This is a genomic window from Streptomyces sp. CA-251387, assembly GCF_050936625.1.
Lineage (GTDB): Bacteria > Actinomycetota > Actinomycetes > Streptomycetales > Streptomycetaceae > Streptomyces.
Genome location: NZ_JBNJMJ010000001.1, coordinates 7222981 through 7240439, shown reverse-complemented (window position 1 = coordinate 7240439; position 17459 = coordinate 7222981). Strand labels below are relative to the sequence as shown.

The window sequence follows — 17459 nt, the reverse complement described above, 5'->3', positions numbered from 1 at the left end:
GCACCGGCGTTTCATCCGGCGGTCGGGCGTACGTCCTCCACGTGGACGACGCGTAGTTCCGTGCCGTCCTGATGGCGCTTGGTGCGGCCGTGGATGCCGACAGCCAGGTGCGACGGGTCGGCGGGCTCGTCGTCGGCGACGTAGGTGACGACGTCCGGGTGATGGCCGGTGACCAGCCATCCGGTGCCGTCCTTGAGCCCGAGCACGTTGAAGTCGCCGGCCGGTCCGCCCGCGCGTACCGGGCCGAACTCCTGCAGAATCTCCACCGCCTGTCCGGCGAGTTCGGGCTCGGGCTCCTTCAGCATGACGCACGTGCCGTTCTCGAACAGCACCCATGAGATCCCGGAGGGCGCCAGGATCCGCCGCCAGACTTCGACCAGCTCTTCGGTGTCCACGACGGTCATCCTGGCGCACCGACCCCCGAACGGTCTTGCGAATTAGCCGCTCAGACCTCCCGCCAAGCCTCCAGCGCCAGCCCCGGCTCGTTCTTGCGCCGGGTGATCAGCAGCTGCCCCGTCGACGGGGACAACGTGGCCGCCACCACCCGCTCGTCCGCGTCCACCGCCAGCGCCACCACCGCGTCCGCCGGAAGCTGCGGCCCCGACTCGGTCCACCATGCGCCCGCCGACTCCTGCTCCGTCGGATACGCGGCGAAGGCGACGCGGCCGCTCGCCGAGCGCTGGGCGAGCAACGTGCAGTCGTGGCCGTCGAGTTCACAGCGGATCGCGGACACCGGGCCCGGACCGGCGGACGCCAACAGGGTCACCGGCTTGGTGCCGGGGCGCCAGGCGCACAGGTCGCCGGAGTCGTCCGCGTAGAAGAGGGTGGTGTGGTCCGCGGAGGTGGCCAGGGCGTGCAGGGTGCCCGGGCGGACCGGGGTCTCCATCGCCTCCTCCAGCACCGGGACGCTGCCCGGCTTCTCCTGCTGCCAGTGCAGGATGGCACCGGGGACCGCCGCGTACAACTCGACGAGCCCGGACTCCCCCGTCACGGCGGCCGGCCGGTCGTCGACCTCCCGCCCCTTGAGGTCGCGCCACGGGCCCCAGCCGCCCACCTCCTTCTGGCCGCGCATGCTCACTCCGCCGCCCTTGTTGCGCACGAAGACATGGGCCCGCCCCTGGGCGTCGACCGCGACGGCGGGCGTGCCGGTGCGGTCGCCGGTCTTGTTCGGGTGGCCGATGGAGATCCAGTCCAGCGCGGCCAGGCGCGGCCGGAAGTGCGTGGAGTGCACCAGGCCGGCCTCGCCCGGCGCGGTGGGGCGCCAGGCGGCCAGATGGGCATAGGCGTCGGCACCTTGGCCGACCGCGGGGCCGGGGCGCAGCTTCTGGTCGCCGCCGACCCGGCGCGGGGGGTCCCAGGGGCCGCCGGGTCCGAGTTCCGCCCGGCACAGGACGGCGTCGTCGGTCGGCAGATAGACGCTGAGGCGGCCGTCGCGGCCGCGGATGAGCCAGTCGCCGTTCACCGGATCACCATATGCGGGGCAGGCCTCCGGTCACCTCCCGGCCCCCTGTCGGTCAGACGGTGCCCGGCGGGAACCCGTGGTGGGCTCCCCCACAGCTTGCTCGCACGAGCGTCGAAGATCATGCGGAACACGTCGCTCGCCTGGCCCCAAGGGTGTTTGAGTCAGGAGCCGCAGTGCGGCTTCCGGGGTGTTCGAAGGCGACCCCGAACCGCATGTCCGGGTGCTCGGCCACGAGCTCCCGCCACACGACGGGTGCTTCCTCGCGCTTCAGACGCTGATGGTCAGCACACCGACTTCTCCTACGAATGATCGCCGGACGGTACCCCGTTGAGGGCGTGATGAGCGAGGGGCGAGATTTCAGGCATACAGGAAGAGGAGCGATCACCCACACGACTCGGCGGTCAGGTGCGTGCCGCCCGGCGCCGAGAGGGCAGGCTGGACGTCGGCAGCAACATCCGCAGGAGAAGGGGAGGTCGACGTCATGACCGACAAGCTCACCGTGAGCGTCCTGGGCACCGGCATCATGGGCGCCGCGATGGCCCGCAACCTGGTCAGGGCCGGACACACCGTCCGCGCCTGGAACCGCACCCGCGCCAAGGCAGACCCCCTGGCCGCCGACGGCGCGTTCGTCGCCGACTCCCCCGCCGAGGCCGTCGAGGGCGCCGATGTCGTCCTGACCATGCTGTACGACGGTCCGGCGGCGCTGGACGTCATGGGCGAGGCGGCGCCCGCGCTGCGCTCCGGTGCGGTGTGGGTGCAGTCGACGACCGCCGGCATCGATGCGATCGCCGACCTGGCCGCCTTCGCCCGCGAGCACGGCCTCGTCTTCTACGACGCCCCGGTCCTCGGCACCCGCGAGCCCGCCGAGGCCGGTCAGCTCACCGTGCTGGCCGCGGGGCCGGTCGAGGGACGGGCGACGGTGACGCCCGTGTTCGACGCCGTCGGCGCCCGTACGGTGTGGACCGGCGAGGACGGCGCGGCGGGCACCGCTACCCGCCTGAAGCTGGTCGCCAACAGCTGGGTGCTCGCCGTGACGAACGCGGCCGGTGAGGTGCTGGCGCTGTCCAAGGCGCTGGAGGTGGATCCGCAGCGGTTCTTCGAGGTGATCGACGGCGGGCCGCTCGACATGGGGTATCTGCGGGCCAAGTCCGGGCTGGTGCTGAACGACCAGTTGTCCCCGGCCCAGTTCGCGGTGGCCACCGCGGCCAAGGACGCACGGCTCATCGTGGAGGCGGGCGAGCGGTACGGCGTACGCCTGGATGTGGCCGAGGCGAGTGCGCAGCGCTTCGAGCGGGCGGCCGCTCAGGGGCACGGGGCCGAGGACATGGCGGCGGCGTACTTCGCGAGCTTCGACGAGAAGGGGACGGCCGAGGAGTGAGCCGTGCGGCCCGCCTCCTGCATGCCGTGGGCTCGGGCGCCCCGTGAACGCCGTGCACCCCTGCCCCATGAACGCCGTGCGACCCTAGCCGCATGAATGAGGACGCCCCCCTGCTCGTGATCGTCGACGCCGCGAATGTGGTCGGGTCGGTGCCCGACGGGTGGTGGCGGGATCGGCGGGGGGCCGCGGAGCGGTTGCGGGATCGGCTGGCGGTGGACGGGGTGCCGGGGCGGGCGGGGCCCGTGGAGATCGTGCTGGTGGTGGAGGGGGCGGCTCGGGGGGTGGAGCCGGTGCCCGGGGTGCGGGTGGAGTCGGCGCCCGGGAGCGGGGACGACCACATGGTCGAGCTCGTCGCGCGGGCGGGTGGGCGGCCCTGTCTGGTGGTGACGGCGGATCGGGAACTGCGCCGGAGGGTGACGGAGTTGGGGGCGGAGGTGGCGGGGCCGCGTACGGTGCGGCCGTAGCGAGCTCCCATACGCCGCTAGGCACGGCTCCGTACGTACAGCACCGCCCCCTCCACCACCCCCGCCTCCTCGTACCCCGCCATCAGCAACCGCCGAAGACCCGGCACCCTCTCCGCTCCGTACGGCTTCCCCCGCGAGTCGTCGACGATCAGCGCCGGCGGTCGTTCGGTCATCTCCTCGCGGAAGACCGCCCAGGCCCCCTCGACCGCGTACCGCTCGCCGACCTGCGGTCCGTCCCGCCCTCCGCTGTAGTTGGTGAGGAGCCCCGCCGTGAGGTACCGGCTTGCGGGGCTGCGGTCGGCCAGCCAGTACGTCTCCGGGTGTATGCCCCAGACCAGGACCCGCTCCCGTGGATCGGTCCGGGCCGCCACCTCGTCGGCCAGTCTCCTCGCATGGTCGAGTTCGGGGCGGGGCGCGAGCAGCCCCCAGGTCAGGAACAGGGCGCAGCAGCACGCCGAGGTCAGGACCGTGTGCGTCAGGCGGTCGCGCGGCAGGAGCTGCAGCGCGGCCGTCGCCAGTAGGGCGAGGGGCGGGAGGAGTTGCAGGTAGTAGTGGCCGAAGAAATGGAAGCCGAGCAGAACGGCCCCGGCCGACGCGGCCAGCCACAGCCACAGGTCCACGGCCCCGGTGCGGGCCGGCCGCAAGGCCCGTACCAGCGGCGGGATCAGACCGGCACACCCCACCGCGAGAATCGCCGTGTTCGTCACACCCCGTACGAGGACGTGGAGTTCGGACCCGGCGAAGGAGAGGTACGCCCCCGACCCTGTCACCGTCCAGAACAGGAACCCCGCCGGGTCGGTCACCGCGGCCGCGCCCATCACCGGCACCACCACGCCGGCGCCCAACCGCGCCAGTCCCCCGCCTCGCACCGCCCCAGGGGATGCTTTCTGGATCACGCCGTCGTCGCGGCCCCTGCCACGCGCATCTGCCGCGTTGTCGTCACTCTCCCCCACGCTCGAACAGGGTTCGCGCGGGGACGCCCCCACCGCTCCGCGTCGCCCGCCGCGGTGGCGGTTGGTGTCCCGGCCTCCGCCGCCTTGCAGTGGCACGCTCCCGCCCGCTCGAACCAGCTTCGCCCGGCTCGCGCGGGCCCACCCCCATCGACCCAGGCTCGTCTTCCCTGCGAGGGTCTGCGTCCTGCAGCCGGCCTGATCCGGAAGGCACCCCCTGGCCGCCACACACAGCCACAGCACCGGCACCAGCACCGCCCCGCCGGTCTGCTTGGCGAGGAACGCGCCCGCGACCGCCAGGCCCGCCGCGCCCCATCGGCGCCGGTCGGCGCACCACATCGCCGCCGCCGTGCACGGCAGCATGAACACCTCGAAGGTGGCGGCCTGGGCGTCCTCGGGGTTGAGCCCGACCGACACCAGCAGATAGAGGACTCCGGCCGTCCCGCCCGCCGTGTCACCCCAGCGGCGGCGCGCCAGCGAGGCCAGCAGCACGGAGGTCAGCAGCTGGGCCGCGACCGCGAGAACCCGCACCGGCGCGAGCGATCCGGATCCGGCCACCGCGAACGCGGCCTCGTACAGCCACGGCACCAGCGGGGGCTTGCGGTCGACGACCGTGTCGTACAGCTCTCCGCCGTGCGCCAGTATCCGTGCCTGTACGGCGAGGTAGCCCTCGTCGGGGTTCCACAGCGGACGGGTGAAGGAGGGGAGGCGGGTGATGCAGGCCAGCAGCGCCAGGGTGGGCAGCAGCCGTCTCCAGAAGCCACGATCCGCCCGGGGGCCGGACACGGAGCGTGGCGGTGCTAGGAGCTCGGCGAGCATGAGTGAACGCTATCCGGCCCCGCAGCCCCTACCGAAGCGGGACATACGGGGCCGGAAGGGTAGGGGCTGACTGCCCGTCAACCCTCGATTCGGCTACTCGGCGTCTCCCCGCGGCGGCTTCATGACCTCGCCGACGGCCGTCTCCTCCTGCTGTCCGAGACGGCTGTGGGAGCGGCCGTAGAGGAAGTACACGAAGAACCCGGCAGCCATCCAGATGCCGAACCGCACCCAGGTCTCGGCGGGCAGGTTGATCATCAGCCACAGCGAGGCGAGCACCGACAGGATCGGGACGACCGGGACCCACGGGGTGCGGAAGGATCGGTGCAGGTCGGGGCGGGTCCTGCGGAGGATGATCACGCCGATGGCGACGACCACGAAGGCGAACAGGGTGCCGATGTTCACCAGGGCGGCGAGTTCGGTGAGGGGTGTGAAGCCGGCGAGGATCGCGATGATCACGCCGAGGAGGATGGTCGGCCGGTGCGGGGTCTTGAACCGCGGGTGGACGTGGGAGAAGAAGCGGGGCAGCAGCCCGTCGCGGCTCATCGCGAAGAAGACGCGGGTCTGGCCGAGGAGCAGGATCATGCAGACCGTCGTCAGGCCGACCGCGGCGCCGAAGCTGATGAAGCCCGCGTACCAGGGGTGTCCGGTGGCCTTGAAGGCGTCGGCGAGGGGGGCGTCCACGGACAGCCGGCTGTAGTGCTGCATACCGGTGACGACGATCGACACGGCGACGTACAGCGTGGTGCAGATGAGCAGGGAGCCGAGGATGCCGCGCGGCATGTCACGCTGCGGGTTCCTGGTCTCCTCGGCGGCCGTGGCCACTACGTCGAAGCCGATGAAGGCGAAGAACACGACCGAGGCGGCGGTGAAGATGCCCATGACGCCGAAGTTGGAAGGCGCCCAGCCGAACATCAGCTGGATCAGCGGGGCCTGGAGACTCGATCCGGCATCCACTTCCTGCGCCTTCGGGATGAACGGGTCGTAGTTTTCGCCGTCGATGAAGAAGGCGCCCGCGATGATCACGGTCAGGACGACGGTCACCTTGATGGCGACGACCAGGGACGTGATCCGCGCGGACAGCTTCATGCCGAGCACGAGGATGCCGGTGAGGACGAGGACGAGCGCGGCGGCGAGGATGTCGAAGCCGAAGACGTCGGCGCCCTCACGACTGCCCAGGGACGCCGGCATCTCCCAGCCCGCGTTGTCCATGAGCGACTGGATGTAGCCGGACCAGCCGACGGCCACCACCGCCGTACCGAGCGCGAACTCCAGGACCAGGTCCCAGCCGATGATCCAGGCGGGCAGTTCGCCGAGGGAGGCGTACGAGAACGTGTACGCGGACCCGGCGACGGGGACCGTGGACGCGAACTCGGCATAACAGAGCGCTGCCAGGGCACACGCGACGCCGGCCGTGACGAACGCCAGGGCCACCGCGGGCCCGGCGTTGTTCTTCGCGACCGTGCCGGTGAGAACGAAGATGCCGGTGCCGATGATGACGCCGACACCGAAGACGGTCAGATCCAGCGCGGACAAGGACTTCTTGAGCGCGTGCTCTGGCTCCTCGGTGTCGAGGATGGACTGCTCGACTCTCTTCGTCCGGAAGAGGGTGCTGCTCACGGGCGTACCTCCCACGCTTGTCGTCCTCGACATGATCGAGAGGGGGCGTGGTACGCATGCCCCGGCCCGGGCGGATTCACACAGATGGGCCGGTTTCGCCACCAGCATGAGTGGCGAACCGGCCCATCCGGCCGTACCGGTGTTGTGGGTTCCCGGTGGGGTCAGTCCCGGGCGGGCTCCACCGAGTCGACCTCGGCGGCCGTGCGGTCGAACCGGCCGTCCAGCCTGGAGACCAGCCCGGTGACCTGGCGGGCGATGTCGGGGGCGGTGAGGCCGATCTCGGCCATGACCTCGGCGCGGGAGGCGTGGTCGAGGAAGCGCGGCGGGATGCCGAAGTCCCGCAGCGGGACGTCGACGCCCGCGTCGCGCAGGGCCTGCGCGATCGCCGAGCCGACACCGCCGACACGGCTGTTGTCCTCGACGGTGACGACCACGCGGTGCCGCTCGGCGAGCGGGGCCATGGCCTCGTCGACGGGCTTGACCCAGCGCGGGTCGACGACGGTGGTGGAGATGCCCTGATTGTCGAGGAGCTTCGCGATCTCCAGGCACATCGGCGCGAGGGCGCCGACCGAGACCAGCAGCACGTCCGGGGTGTCCGTCCCCGGCTCGCGCAGCACGTCCATGCCGCCCACCCGCCCCACGGCGGGTACGGCGGGGCCGACGGCGCCCTTGGAGAAGCGCACGACGGTAGGCGCGTCCTTGACCTCGACGGCCTCGCGCAGCTGCGCCCGCACCTGGTCGGCGTCGCGCGGGGCGGCCAGCCGCAGCCCGGGTACGACCTGCAGGATCGACATGTCCCACATGCCGTTGTGGGAGGCGCCGTCGGTGCCGGTGACACCGGCGCGGTCGAGCACGAAGGTGACGCCGCACTTGTGCAGGGCCACGTCCATCAGGACCTGGTCGAAGGCACGGTTGAGGAAGGTGGCGTAGACGGCGAAGACGGGGTGCACACCGCCCGTCGCCAGGCCCGCCGCGGACACGGCGCCGTGCTGCTCGGCGATGCCGACGTCGTAGACCCGCTCGGGGAACCGCTTGGCGAACCTGTCCAGGCCCACCGGCTGGAGCATGGCCGCCGTGATGGCGACGATGTCCTCGCGCTCCTCCCCCAGCTTGACCATCTCGTCGCCGAAGACGGAGGTCCAGTCGGCGCCGCTCGTGGCGATCGGCAGTCCGGTGTCGGGGTGGATCTTGCCGACGGCGTGGAAGCGGTCGGCCTCGTCCTGGAGGGCGGGCTGGTAGCCGCGGCCCTTCTCGGTGAGGCAGTGCACGATGACCGGCCCGCCGAACCGCTTGGCCCGCGCGAGCGCCGACTCCAGCGCCTCGATGTCGTGCCCGTCGATCGGTCCGACGTACTTCAGCCCGAGGTCCTCGAACATGCCCTGCGGCGCGATGAAGTCCTTGAGCCCCTTCTTGGCCCCGTGCAGGGTCTCGTAGAGCGGCTTGCCGACCACGGGCGTGCGGTCGAGGATCTCCTTGGTGCGGGCGAGGAAGCGCTCGTAGCCGTCGGTCGTCCGTAGGGTCGCCAGGTGATTGGCGAGACCGCCGATGGTGGGCGCGTACGACCGCTCGTTGTCGTTGACGACGATGACGAGCGGGCGGTCCTTGGCCTCGGCGATGTTGTTCAGCGCCTCCCAGGCCATACCGCCGGTCAGCGCGCCGTCGCCGATGACGGCGACGACATGGCTGTCGCGTTTGAGCAGCTGGTTGGCTTTGGCGAGCCCGTCGGCCCAACCGAGAACGGTCGAGGCATGGCTGTTCTCGATGACGTCGTGCTCGGACTCGGCCTGCGAGGGGTAACCGGACAGACCGCCCTTCATCTTCAGCCGCGAGAAGTCCTGACGCCCGGTGAGCAGCTTGTGCACATAGGACTGGTGACCCGTGTCCCACAGCACCTTGTCCCTGGGCGAGTCGAAAACCCGGTGCAGGGCGATGGTCAGCTCGACCACACCGAGGTTGGGGCCGAGGTGGCCGCCGGTCTTGGAAACCGCGTCGACGAGGAAGGTCCGGATCTCCTCTGCCAGCTGTTCCAGCTCCTCAGGGCTGAGCCGGTCCAGATCGCGCGGTCCCGTGATGCGGGTCAGCAGCGGCACCCGTGCCTCCTTGCAGTAGAGCTGTTCGAGCTGTTGCCGGGCTTGTCGAGTCTAATGTTCCGCTCAGGCGGAAGGTTCCCGGCCCGGGAGTCGTAGGTCACGCATTCGGCTCTACCCGGTGACGCCCTGTACTACAACGCCGAGAAGGGGCGCGGGGAACTGCGCGACCAGCCACAACGGACCGGCACCCGCCAGCTCACCCACGCCCCGACGGCGCTACGGCGATCCGCGCTACGCGCGCCCCGCGGTCTTCTGCGTCTTACGCGTGATCGAGTCGATCACAACCGTAGTGAGCAGAACACCGGCGGTGATCATGTACTTCACCGGCTCGGCGATGGACTCCAGCTGCAGCCCGTACTGGATCGACACGATCACCAGCACACCGAGCAGCGCGTTCCACGTCCGCCCCCGCCCACCGAACAGCGACGTACCACCGATCACCGCGGCGGCAATGGCGTTCATGAGCAGGTCACCCGTACCGGCGCTCTGGTTGGCGGACGCGATCTTCGAGGCCAGGAACAGACCACCGATCGCCGCGAACCCACCGGAGATCGCGAACACGGAGATCCGCACCGCGGTGACGTTGATACCCGCACGGCGGGACGCCTCAACGCTGCCACCGAGCGCGAAGACCTTACGGCCGTACGAGGTGCGCCGCAGCACGAAGTCCGTGGCGACCAGGAACACCAGGAAGATCACCGTGGCCAGCGGCAGGCCCTTGTACTGGTTGTACATGATCGCCGCGGCGAAGGCGACGACGCCCAGCAGCACGGTCCGCAGGATCGTGTCGCTCAGCGGCCGGGACGGGATGCCCGCGGCCTCACGGCGGCGGTTGCTCAAGAACGACGTGAGGAAGAACACCGCCGTCACCACGGCCGCCAGGCCGTACGCCGCCGCGACATCCGTGAAGAAGTACGTCGTCAGCTTGCCGATCAGCCCGTCGCTGTCGAGGTTGATCGTGCCGTTCTCACCCAGCGTCTGGAGCATGAAGCCGAGCCAGAACAGCAGACCGGCCAGCGTGACGGCGAACGCCGGGGCGCCCAGCACCGCGAAGAAGAAGCCGTGCGCCGCGCCGATGACGACACCCGCCGCGATGGCGAACAGTACGGCCGCCCACTCGGGCCAGCCCTGGTTCACCGCGAGGACGGCCGCGATGGCGCTGGACGCGCCGCTGACCGAGCCGACGGACAGGTCGATCTCGCCGAGCAGCAGCACGAAGACGATGCCGACGGAGATCATGCCCGTGCCGACCATCGTGACGGTGATGTCGCTGATGTTCTGCGCGGACAGGAACGCGGAGTTCAGGCTCTGGAAGATGACGCAGATGACGACGAGGCCGAGGATGACCGGCAGGGAGCCCAGCTCACCGGCCTTCATCTTGCGCCGGAACTCGGTGATGTAGCCGGCCAGGCCCTGCTCCTGCACCAGCAGGCGGGGGTCGACCGCGGTCACCGCGGCGGCGGCGGCCTCGGTGTTCAGGACCTCGTGCTCGTCCTGCGGTGTCGTGGAGGTCTTGTCGATGCTCACTTGGAAACCTCCCCGGTCGTGCGCGCCGCACGGCGGGTCACGGCGTTGTCGGTGGCGCCGGTGATGGCGGAGATGATCTCCTCCTGCGAGGTCGTCTTGACCTCGAAGACACCGTTGTTCTGTCCGAGGCGCAGGACGGCGACCTTGTCGGCGACGGCCTTGACGTCGGCCATGTTGTGGCTGATGAGGATGACGGCGTGCCCGCGCTCGCGCAGCCGCTCGACCAGGTCGAGGACCTGGGCGGTCTGCTCGACACCGAGGGCGGCGGTGGGCTCGTCGAGAATGACCAGCTTGGGCTCGCCGAGCATGGAGCGGGCGATAGCCACGGTCTGGCGCTGACCGCCGGAGAGCGAGGCGATCGGGATGCGGACGCTGGGGATGCGGATCGACAGCGTCTGGAGCAGCTCGCGGGAGCGGCGCTCCATCTCGACCTCGTCGAGGACACCGCGCTTCTTCAGCTCGCGGCCCAGGAAGAGGTTGCCGACGACGTCGATGTTGTCGCACAGCGCGAGGTCCTGGTAGACCGTCGCGATGCCCAGGTTCTGGGCGTCGTGCGGCCGGTTGATCGACACGGCCTTGCCTTCCCATTCGATGACGCCCTCATCGATGGGGTGCACGCCGGCGATCGTCTTGACCAGCGTGGACTTTCCGGCGCCGTTGTCGCCCACCAGGGCGACCACTTCACCGGCGTGGACCTCAAGCTCTACGTCGGTGAGCGCCTGAACGGCACCGAAACGCTTGGAGACCCCGCGCAACGCCAGCACGGGCGTAGCGGACACGTGAACCATCTCCTTCGCCGCCTGACCCGGCGGAAGGTAGTGCAGAAGAGTTTGGGGGGGTTCCGTCCGGCGCCCCGCGCCGAGCTTGCGGGGCTTCATGAATGCGCGGGGCGCCGGAGGAGTCTGGAGCAGTCATGTCCCGTGCGGGAATTCAAGGACGAATTCCCGCACCTGGATAGGGACCGGAGGCTGCTTACTTGAGGCCGATCTTTTCGCAGGCGCTCTTGTACTTCGCCGTGCAGATCTCGTCGACCGTGTAGAAGCCTTCCTTGATGACCGTGTCGTTGATGTTGTCCGTGGTCAGCGACACGACCGGGATCAGGGCGGCGGGGATGTCCTTCGCGCTGCCGCTGGAGACCTTGTCCTTGGCGATGGAGTCCAGCTTCTCGCCCTTGGCCAGTGCGACGGCCATCTCGGCGACGACGCCGGCTTCCTGCGGGTAGGACTTGAACACGCTCATGTACTGGTCACCGGCGACGATGCGCTGTACGGCGGCGAGTTCGGCGTCCTGGCCGGTGACCGGGACCTTGAGGCCGGCGGCCTGGAGGGCGGTGATGATACCGCCGGCCATGCCGTCGTTGGCGGAGTAGACGCCGGCGATGTTGTTCTTGCCGAGCGCCGAGATCGCCGCCTCCATCTCGGAGTTGGCGTTCTCCGGCTTCCACTCCTTGGTGTCGTACGACTTGGCGATGTCGACCTTGCCCTCGAGGACGGAGAGAGCGCCCTTCTTGAACTGGGCGGCGTTCGGGTCGGTGACCGAGCCGTTGATCATGACGATCTTGGTGGACTTGGTGGCCTTGTCGCCCAGAGCCTTCAGCAGGGCCTCGCCCTGGGTCTTGCCGACCTCCTCGTTGTCGAACGAGGTGTAGCCGCTGATCGGGCCCTCGGCCAGGCGGTCGTAGGCGACGACCTTGATGCCGGCGTCGACGGCCTTCTGGACGGAGTTCTTGATGGCCTTGGCGTCCACGGCGTCCAGGATCAGCACGTCCACCTTGTTGGTGATCATGGTGTCGACCTGCTGGGCCTGGAGGTTGGCGTCCTGCTTGGCGTTGTTGTAGTCGATCGTCGCCTTGCCGTTCGTCAGCTCCTTGATCTTCTTCTCGATCAAGGGGCGGTCGAACTTCTCGTAGCGCGCCGTCTGGTTCTCCGGGAGCAGGAGACCGACCTTGATGTTGTCGCCCTTGGCCGCAGTGGCGGTGGAGTCGTTGTCCCCGCCCGCTTCCTCGGCGCTGCCACAGGCAGCCAGCGAGACGGCCATCGCACCAGCGGCAATGGCAACGGCGGCACGACGCATACGCGTGTTCACTTCAGAAACCTCCCTGACGAGGCCGCGACACTGCGGCCGAGGTGGCTGGAAGTCAACTCGGCCACACGTGCGACGTCAAGAAGTAAATCCTTAACGGGTTGGCAACGGTGCCATCCGTTCTCTAAGTGAAGGCAGGAGTAGCGGCCTGCAGTGTGCTGGCGACACTTCCGTCCAAAAGCGCCGAATCCCCCATCTCGCTGAGCGCGAGCGCGAGTGCTCCGAGCACCTCCGCACGACCACCAAGTGCCCCGGGGAGAACGGACAGTTGGCGCGCCGCACTGGGGATGGCGTAGCGGCCGACGGACTCCCGGATGGGCCCGAGGACCAGCTCCCCGGCCTCGGCGAGATCACCGCCCAGGACCACGCGGCTCGGGTTCAGAAGGTTGCAGAGATTGGCGACTCCACTGCCGATGTGGCGGCCGACGTCGGCGATCACCCGACGGCAGCCCGGGTCTCCGTCCCTGGCCAGCCGTACGACGCCCTCCATGGTCAGATCGGTGCCGTGACTGGGCTGGAGGAGCGGAAGCACATAGCGGGCGGCCGCGAAGGTCTCCAGGCAGCCCCGGTTTCCGCAGCGGCAGACAGGGCCGGACTCATCAAGAGTAATATGCCCGATTTCTCCCGCCGTGCCACCCGGGCCCCGGTAGATCTTGCCGTCGATGACCAGACCGGCACCGACACCGCTGGCCACCTTGATGTACGCCAGGTCCCTGACGCCCCGCCCGCTGCCCCAGACCAGCTCGCCCAGGGCCCCCAGGTTGGCGTCGTTGTCCACGTGCACGGGCACGCCCAGCCGGCCGCGCAGCTCCTCGGCGGGCTTGGTACCGGTCCAGCCCGGCAGGATGGCGGTCGAGCCCAGGCTCCCGGACTCGACGTCGATCGGGCCGGGCACGCCGAGACCCACTCCGGCGATCTTGGACCGGTCGACGCCCGTTGCTGCGATCAGGCGATTGACCAGCTCCTCCGCCCGGTCGAAGCCCTGCGTCGAGGAGGCGTCCACATCGAGCGGCTCGGACTCCTCGGCGAGCACCTGATGGGCGAGATTCCCGACCGCGACGCGCAAATGCGTGTGCCCGAAGTCGACCCCTATGACGATCCCAGCGTCACCGCTCAGGGAGACGCTGCGGGCCCGGCGGCCGCCCGCCGATGTGGGCGTGACCTCGACCGTTCCGCCGTCCTTGAGCTCGCGCACGATGTTGGAGACCGTCGCGGCGGACAGACCCGTGGTCCGGGCGATCTCCGCCTGGGTGAGGGATCCGGCCAGCCGGACGGCCCGTACGACCCGCTCCAGGTTGGCTCGGTGCAGCGACGACTGCGACCCCGGAGTCTCCACGACGACCTCCTGCGCGCGGGACCGCTTCGATGGGGCCCCGTTCGTGTCCAACTAGTGAACTCTAAGCTGAGCCGTTCGGGTTGGCTCCCGTCAAGAGGTTGAACCGGATCCGGGGATGTGTACGCGCACACGTAAGCCACGCCTGTGTGGGATGGCTCACGGATGACGCGGGGTGACGCGGCGCTTACGTCCGGGTCAACAGAGAGCGTTTACTTCAGCGCACCGGCCGTCAGGCCCGCCTGCACCTGCCGCTGGAAGATGAAGTAGACGATGAGCACCGGCAGCATCGCGATCATCATGCCGGCCATCAGGGCGCCCCAGTCGTTCTCGTACCCCTGCTGCAGGGCGATCATCGCCAGGCCCTGGGTGAGGACGTACTTGTCCTCGTTCTGGTTGAGGACCATCGGCAGCAGGTACTGGTTCCACTGGCCCAGGAAGTTGAAGATCCCGATGCTGATCAGGCCCGGCTTGGCCATCGGCAGCATGACCTGGAAGAACGTTCGCGTGTGCGATGCCCCGTCGATGAGCGCCGCCTCCGCGACCGACGTCGGCAGGGTGCGGAAGAACGCGGTCATGAAGAAGACGGTGAACGGCAGCGAATAGGCGATGTAGACGAGGATCAGCCCGTGGTACGTCGCGAGCAGCGAGCTGCCCGGGAAGTCCCGCAGCACGAAGAACAGCGGGATGACCAGCATGAAGACCGGGAAGGACATGCCGGCCACGAACATGAAGTAGAGGAACCGGTTGCCCGGGAAGGTGAACCGGGCCAGCACGTACGCCGCCATCGAGCCCAGCACCATCGTGCCGATGACGGACCCCCCGACCACGATGGCGGTGTTGAGGAAGTACCGGCCCATGTTCGCCTTGTTCCAGGCGTTGGCCCAGTTCTCGAAGTGGAAGCTGGTCGGCAGCCCCCAGGGGTCGGACAGGATGCCGTTGCTGGTCTTGAAGGAGCTCCACAGCACCCACAGCAGCGGCACGCCGACCATCAGCGCCCACAGGACGAGCATGCCGTGCGAGAAGACGTGCAGGACGCCGCCCTCGGAGCTGCGTCCGTCGGTCGGACCGAGCGTCTTGGTGACCCCCGGACGGTCCGCCTCGTCCGTCTTGGTGACCGTGCCGGTGTTCGTGTCGGTCGTCATGTCGCCCCGTACCCCTAGAACTCGATCCGCTCACGCCGCGCGAAGCGCAGGGTGAGCACTGCGAACGTCATGGTGACGATGAGCATCGCGACGCCCATCGCGGACGCGTAGCCGAACTGGCTGTCGCGGAAGGCCGTCAGGTACAGGCGCAGCGGCATGACGTCCGTGGCGCCGTCGGGGCCGCCCATGTTGACCGACATGATCTGCACCAGGGCGAAGCCGTCCAGGGCGATGATGCCCATGTACACCCAGCCGGTCTGCACGGTGTCCCACAGCAGCGGCAGGGTGATCCTGAAGAAGGTGTGGAAGCGGCCCGCGCCGTCCAGCAGCGCCGCCTCGTAGATGTCCCGCGGGATGGACGCCATCGCCGCCGAGAACAGCACGACGTAGAAGCCCACGTGGGACCAGATCATCACCGCCATGATGCACATCAGGGCGAGGCTCTTCTCCCCCAGCCAGGCGTTCTGCCAGCCGTCCAGACCGACCGCGCCCAGCAGGGAGTTGAGCATGCCGTCGTCGGGGTCCGGGTTGTAGATGTTGAACCAGATGACGGCGATGATGGTGATCGAGATGACCTGCGGGAAGAAGAAGACGAACCGGTAGAACTTGGAACCGGTGACTCCGGTGATGACTTCGTTCTTACGGCGTTTTCCGCCCACGTTGAGCATGAAAGCGAAGAACAGGCCCAGCGCCAGGGTGATGAAGGGCACCGCGATCAGCATGTAGACGTTGTGCCGCAGCGCGTTCCAGAAGTCCTCGTTGTTCCAGAGCTTTTCGAAGTTCTCGAGTCCGACGAACTTCGCCGTTCCCACCAGACCCGACCAGTCGGTCAGCGAGATCTGGAAGGCCTGCACGAACGGCGAGATCACGAAGACCGCGTAGACGATGACGGGCAGGGCCAGGAAGCCCACGATGAATCGGTATTTGCCGTGTTGCATGCCGCTTCCCGGCCCTTCCCCTCGGTGACGTCCCCGGTCTACTTCTCGCGCTTGAACTTCTTGACGGAGTCGTCCTTCGCCACTTCGTCGGCGTACTGCTGCGTCTTCTTGATCCAGTCGGCCGCCTTGAGCTCGCCCGTGAGCAGCTGACCGGTGAGGCCGCCGATCTTCTCGTCCGTCAGCGCCGGGTACCACTCCTGCAACTGGAGGCTGATGATGTTGTCACCGGCGTCCTTGAACGCCTTGCTCGCCGAGGCGAGGCCCGGCGAGAGAGTCATGCCCTCGGTGGCGTCCACGACACAGGTCAGCGACTTCACGAGCTTGGCGAAGTTCTGCGCGTGCTTCTTGGAGAGCATGATGCGCAGCATCTCCATGCCGCCGGCCGGGTTCTTGCCCTTGCTCGCCACGATGTACGGCTCGCTGGGTTCGGCGCGCAAGGTGCCGTGCGGCATCTTGTCGCCGCTGGAGCCGTCGAAGAGGGCACCGACGGACATCTGGAAGTCCTTGGGCGTGGTCGGCGCGGCCTCGTTCTCCACCCAGGAGCCGTTGGGGATGAAGATGGCCTTGCCCTTGTTCCATGCGGTCTGCGACTGGATGTGCGTCAGACCCTGGCTGCCGGCCAGGAAGTACTTCTTGGCGGCCAGTTCCTCGTAGTGCTCCGCGACCACCTTCACCGCGTCGTTGCTCGTCCAGGCGTTGGGCTCCAGGTTGTCGATGGCGATCCAGCCGTCCATGCCGCCGATCTTCGCGATCTGGGCGAACAGGTTGAAGTGCACGTAGTACGGATACTTTCCGGCATACGTCCAGGGCGCGATGCCCTTCTTCTTGATCTCGCCGCAGAGCTTGACCATGTCGTCGAGGGTCTTGGGGTATTCCCAGCCGTTGTCGTCGAGGGCCTTCTGCGAGTACCAGGTGCCGTAGATGGTGAAGGCGTAGTAGAGCACGTCGAAGGTGTCGCCGTGCTTGCCCTTCTCGATGGTGCTCGGGTGGATGACGTCCGAGATCTTCTTGCTCGAGTCGTCCAGCGAGGGCGCGTCGAGCAGCGCCTGGAGGTCCTGGAGCTGGCCCTGGGTGGACAGCTTGTTCATGTCGAGGTGGTCGGCGCCGGAGTTGTCGATGACGTCCGGCGGGTTGCCGCCCGCGAAGCGCGGGGTGAGCTTGGGGCCGACCTGCTGGGTGCCGGTGTGCTTGACGTCGGCCTTGTACTTCGCCTTGTAGTCGGCCTCGGCGTCCTTGGCGTACTGGTCGCCCAGGCCGCCCTTGAAGATGAACGCCTCCAGCGCGAGGCCCTCCTTGACCCCGAGGGGGTTGGTGGCGGACTTCGCGCCACCCGGCGCCTTGCTCTCCTCCTCGTTGCCGCCGCCTCCGCCGGTGGCACACGCGGACAGGAAGCTCATCGTGGGGACGGAGATCAGACCGAGCGCGACGGACCGCTTGATCAGGTCACGGCGTCCGACAGTTGCGGAGCCGTTGTTCTCCGGGTTCTCGGCGGAAGTGGATCCCATGCTCAAGTCCTCGCCTTCTCCAGGACTCAGGCGGTGAACCGGATCCTCCCGGCACCGCGGTCGGGTCGAGCAGGTCGTGCAGGCTGGGTCGTGCAGGAAGTGCGAATCGTGTGAATCGCCGACAGGTATAGTCCACTTCCCGCCAACGG

The 17459-nt window shown here is 68.7% G+C and carries 14 protein-coding genes; 2 read left to right on the top strand and 12 right to left on the bottom strand.

What is annotated here, in order from left to right; all coding sequences use genetic code 11:
* Positions 1-11 precede the first annotated feature (11 nt).
* The gene (locus ACQEV2_RS32380) at positions 12-404 is read right to left on the bottom strand and encodes a hypothetical protein (RefSeq protein ID WP_433049407.1); all 393 of its coding nucleotides are present in this window, start codon (positions 402-404) and stop codon (positions 12-14) included.
* A 41-nt stretch (positions 405-445) separates the two neighbouring features.
* Positions 446-1462, bottom strand: coding sequence for a hypothetical protein (locus tag ACQEV2_RS32375; RefSeq protein ID WP_433049404.1), 1017 nt, complete (start codon positions 1460-1462; stop codon positions 446-448).
* Positions 1463-1943: 481 nt separating this feature from the next.
* On the opposite strand from ACQEV2_RS32375, the gene ACQEV2_RS32370 reads away from it, so the two are divergent.
* Positions 1944-2840: an NAD(P)-dependent oxidoreductase gene (locus ACQEV2_RS32370; RefSeq protein ID WP_433049401.1), complete on the top strand. Its 897-nt coding sequence runs from the start codon at positions 1944-1946 to the stop codon at positions 2838-2840.
* 92 nt (positions 2841-2932) lie between these two features.
* The gene (locus ACQEV2_RS32365) at positions 2933-3304 is read left to right on the top strand and encodes an NTP pyrophosphohydrolase (RefSeq protein WP_433049398.1); all 372 of its coding nucleotides are present in this window, start codon (positions 2933-2935) and stop codon (positions 3302-3304) included.
* A 17-nt stretch (positions 3305-3321) separates the two neighbouring features.
* Here the strand turns inward: ACQEV2_RS32365 and ACQEV2_RS32360 are convergent, their stop codons facing one another.
* The 10 genes from ACQEV2_RS32360 to ngcE form a co-directional block, all read right to left on the bottom strand.
* Positions 3322-5073 carry an ArnT family glycosyltransferase gene (locus ACQEV2_RS32360; RefSeq protein WP_433049395.1) on the bottom strand — a complete coding sequence of 584 codons (1752 nt, stop codon included), beginning with the start codon at positions 5071-5073 and terminating at the stop codon, positions 3322-3324.
* 93 nt (positions 5074-5166) lie between these two features.
* Complete coding sequence (locus ACQEV2_RS32355; RefSeq protein ID WP_433049392.1) at positions 5167-6690, bottom strand: amino acid permease; 1524 nt, start codon at positions 6688-6690, stop codon at positions 5167-5169.
* A gap of 161 nt (positions 6691-6851) precedes the next feature.
* Positions 6852-8780, bottom strand: a complete 1929-nt coding sequence (dxs, locus tag ACQEV2_RS32350) for a 1-deoxy-D-xylulose-5-phosphate synthase (RefSeq protein WP_433049389.1) — start codon at positions 8778-8780, stop codon at positions 6852-6854.
* Between the two features lie 231 nt (positions 8781-9011).
* Positions 9012-10307: a sugar ABC transporter permease gene (locus tag ACQEV2_RS32345; RefSeq protein ID WP_433049386.1), complete on the bottom strand. Its 1296-nt coding sequence runs from the start codon at positions 10305-10307 to the stop codon at positions 9012-9014.
* Positions 10304-11095, bottom strand: coding sequence for an ATP-binding cassette domain-containing protein (locus ACQEV2_RS32340; RefSeq protein ID WP_433049383.1), 792 nt, complete (start codon positions 11093-11095; stop codon positions 10304-10306). The genes ACQEV2_RS32345 and ACQEV2_RS32340 overlap by 4 nt, the downstream gene beginning before the upstream one ends.
* Positions 11096-11279: 184 nt before the next feature.
* Positions 11280-12392, bottom strand: coding sequence for a sugar ABC transporter substrate-binding protein (locus ACQEV2_RS32335; RefSeq protein WP_433049380.1), 1113 nt, complete (start codon positions 12390-12392; stop codon positions 11280-11282).
* A 121-nt stretch (positions 12393-12513) separates the two neighbouring features.
* Complete coding sequence (locus tag ACQEV2_RS32330; protein ID WP_433049377.1) at positions 12514-13725, bottom strand: ROK family transcriptional regulator; 1212 nt, start codon at positions 13723-13725, stop codon at positions 12514-12516.
* 209 nt (positions 13726-13934) lie between these two features.
* Entirely contained in the window at positions 13935-14867 is a 933-nt protein-coding gene (locus tag ACQEV2_RS32325; protein WP_433049374.1) for a carbohydrate ABC transporter permease, read from the bottom strand.
* Positions 14868-14881: 14 nt separating this feature from the next.
* Positions 14882-15805: a carbohydrate ABC transporter permease gene (locus ACQEV2_RS32320; protein ID WP_433049371.1), complete on the bottom strand. Its 924-nt coding sequence runs from the start codon at positions 15803-15805 to the stop codon at positions 14882-14884.
* 38 nt (positions 15806-15843) lie between these two features.
* Complete coding sequence (gene ngcE, locus ACQEV2_RS32315; RefSeq protein ID WP_433049368.1) at positions 15844-17310, bottom strand: N-acetylglucosamine/diacetylchitobiose ABC transporter substrate-binding protein; 1467 nt, start codon at positions 17308-17310, stop codon at positions 15844-15846.
* Between the last annotated feature and the right edge of the window lie 149 nt (positions 17311-17459).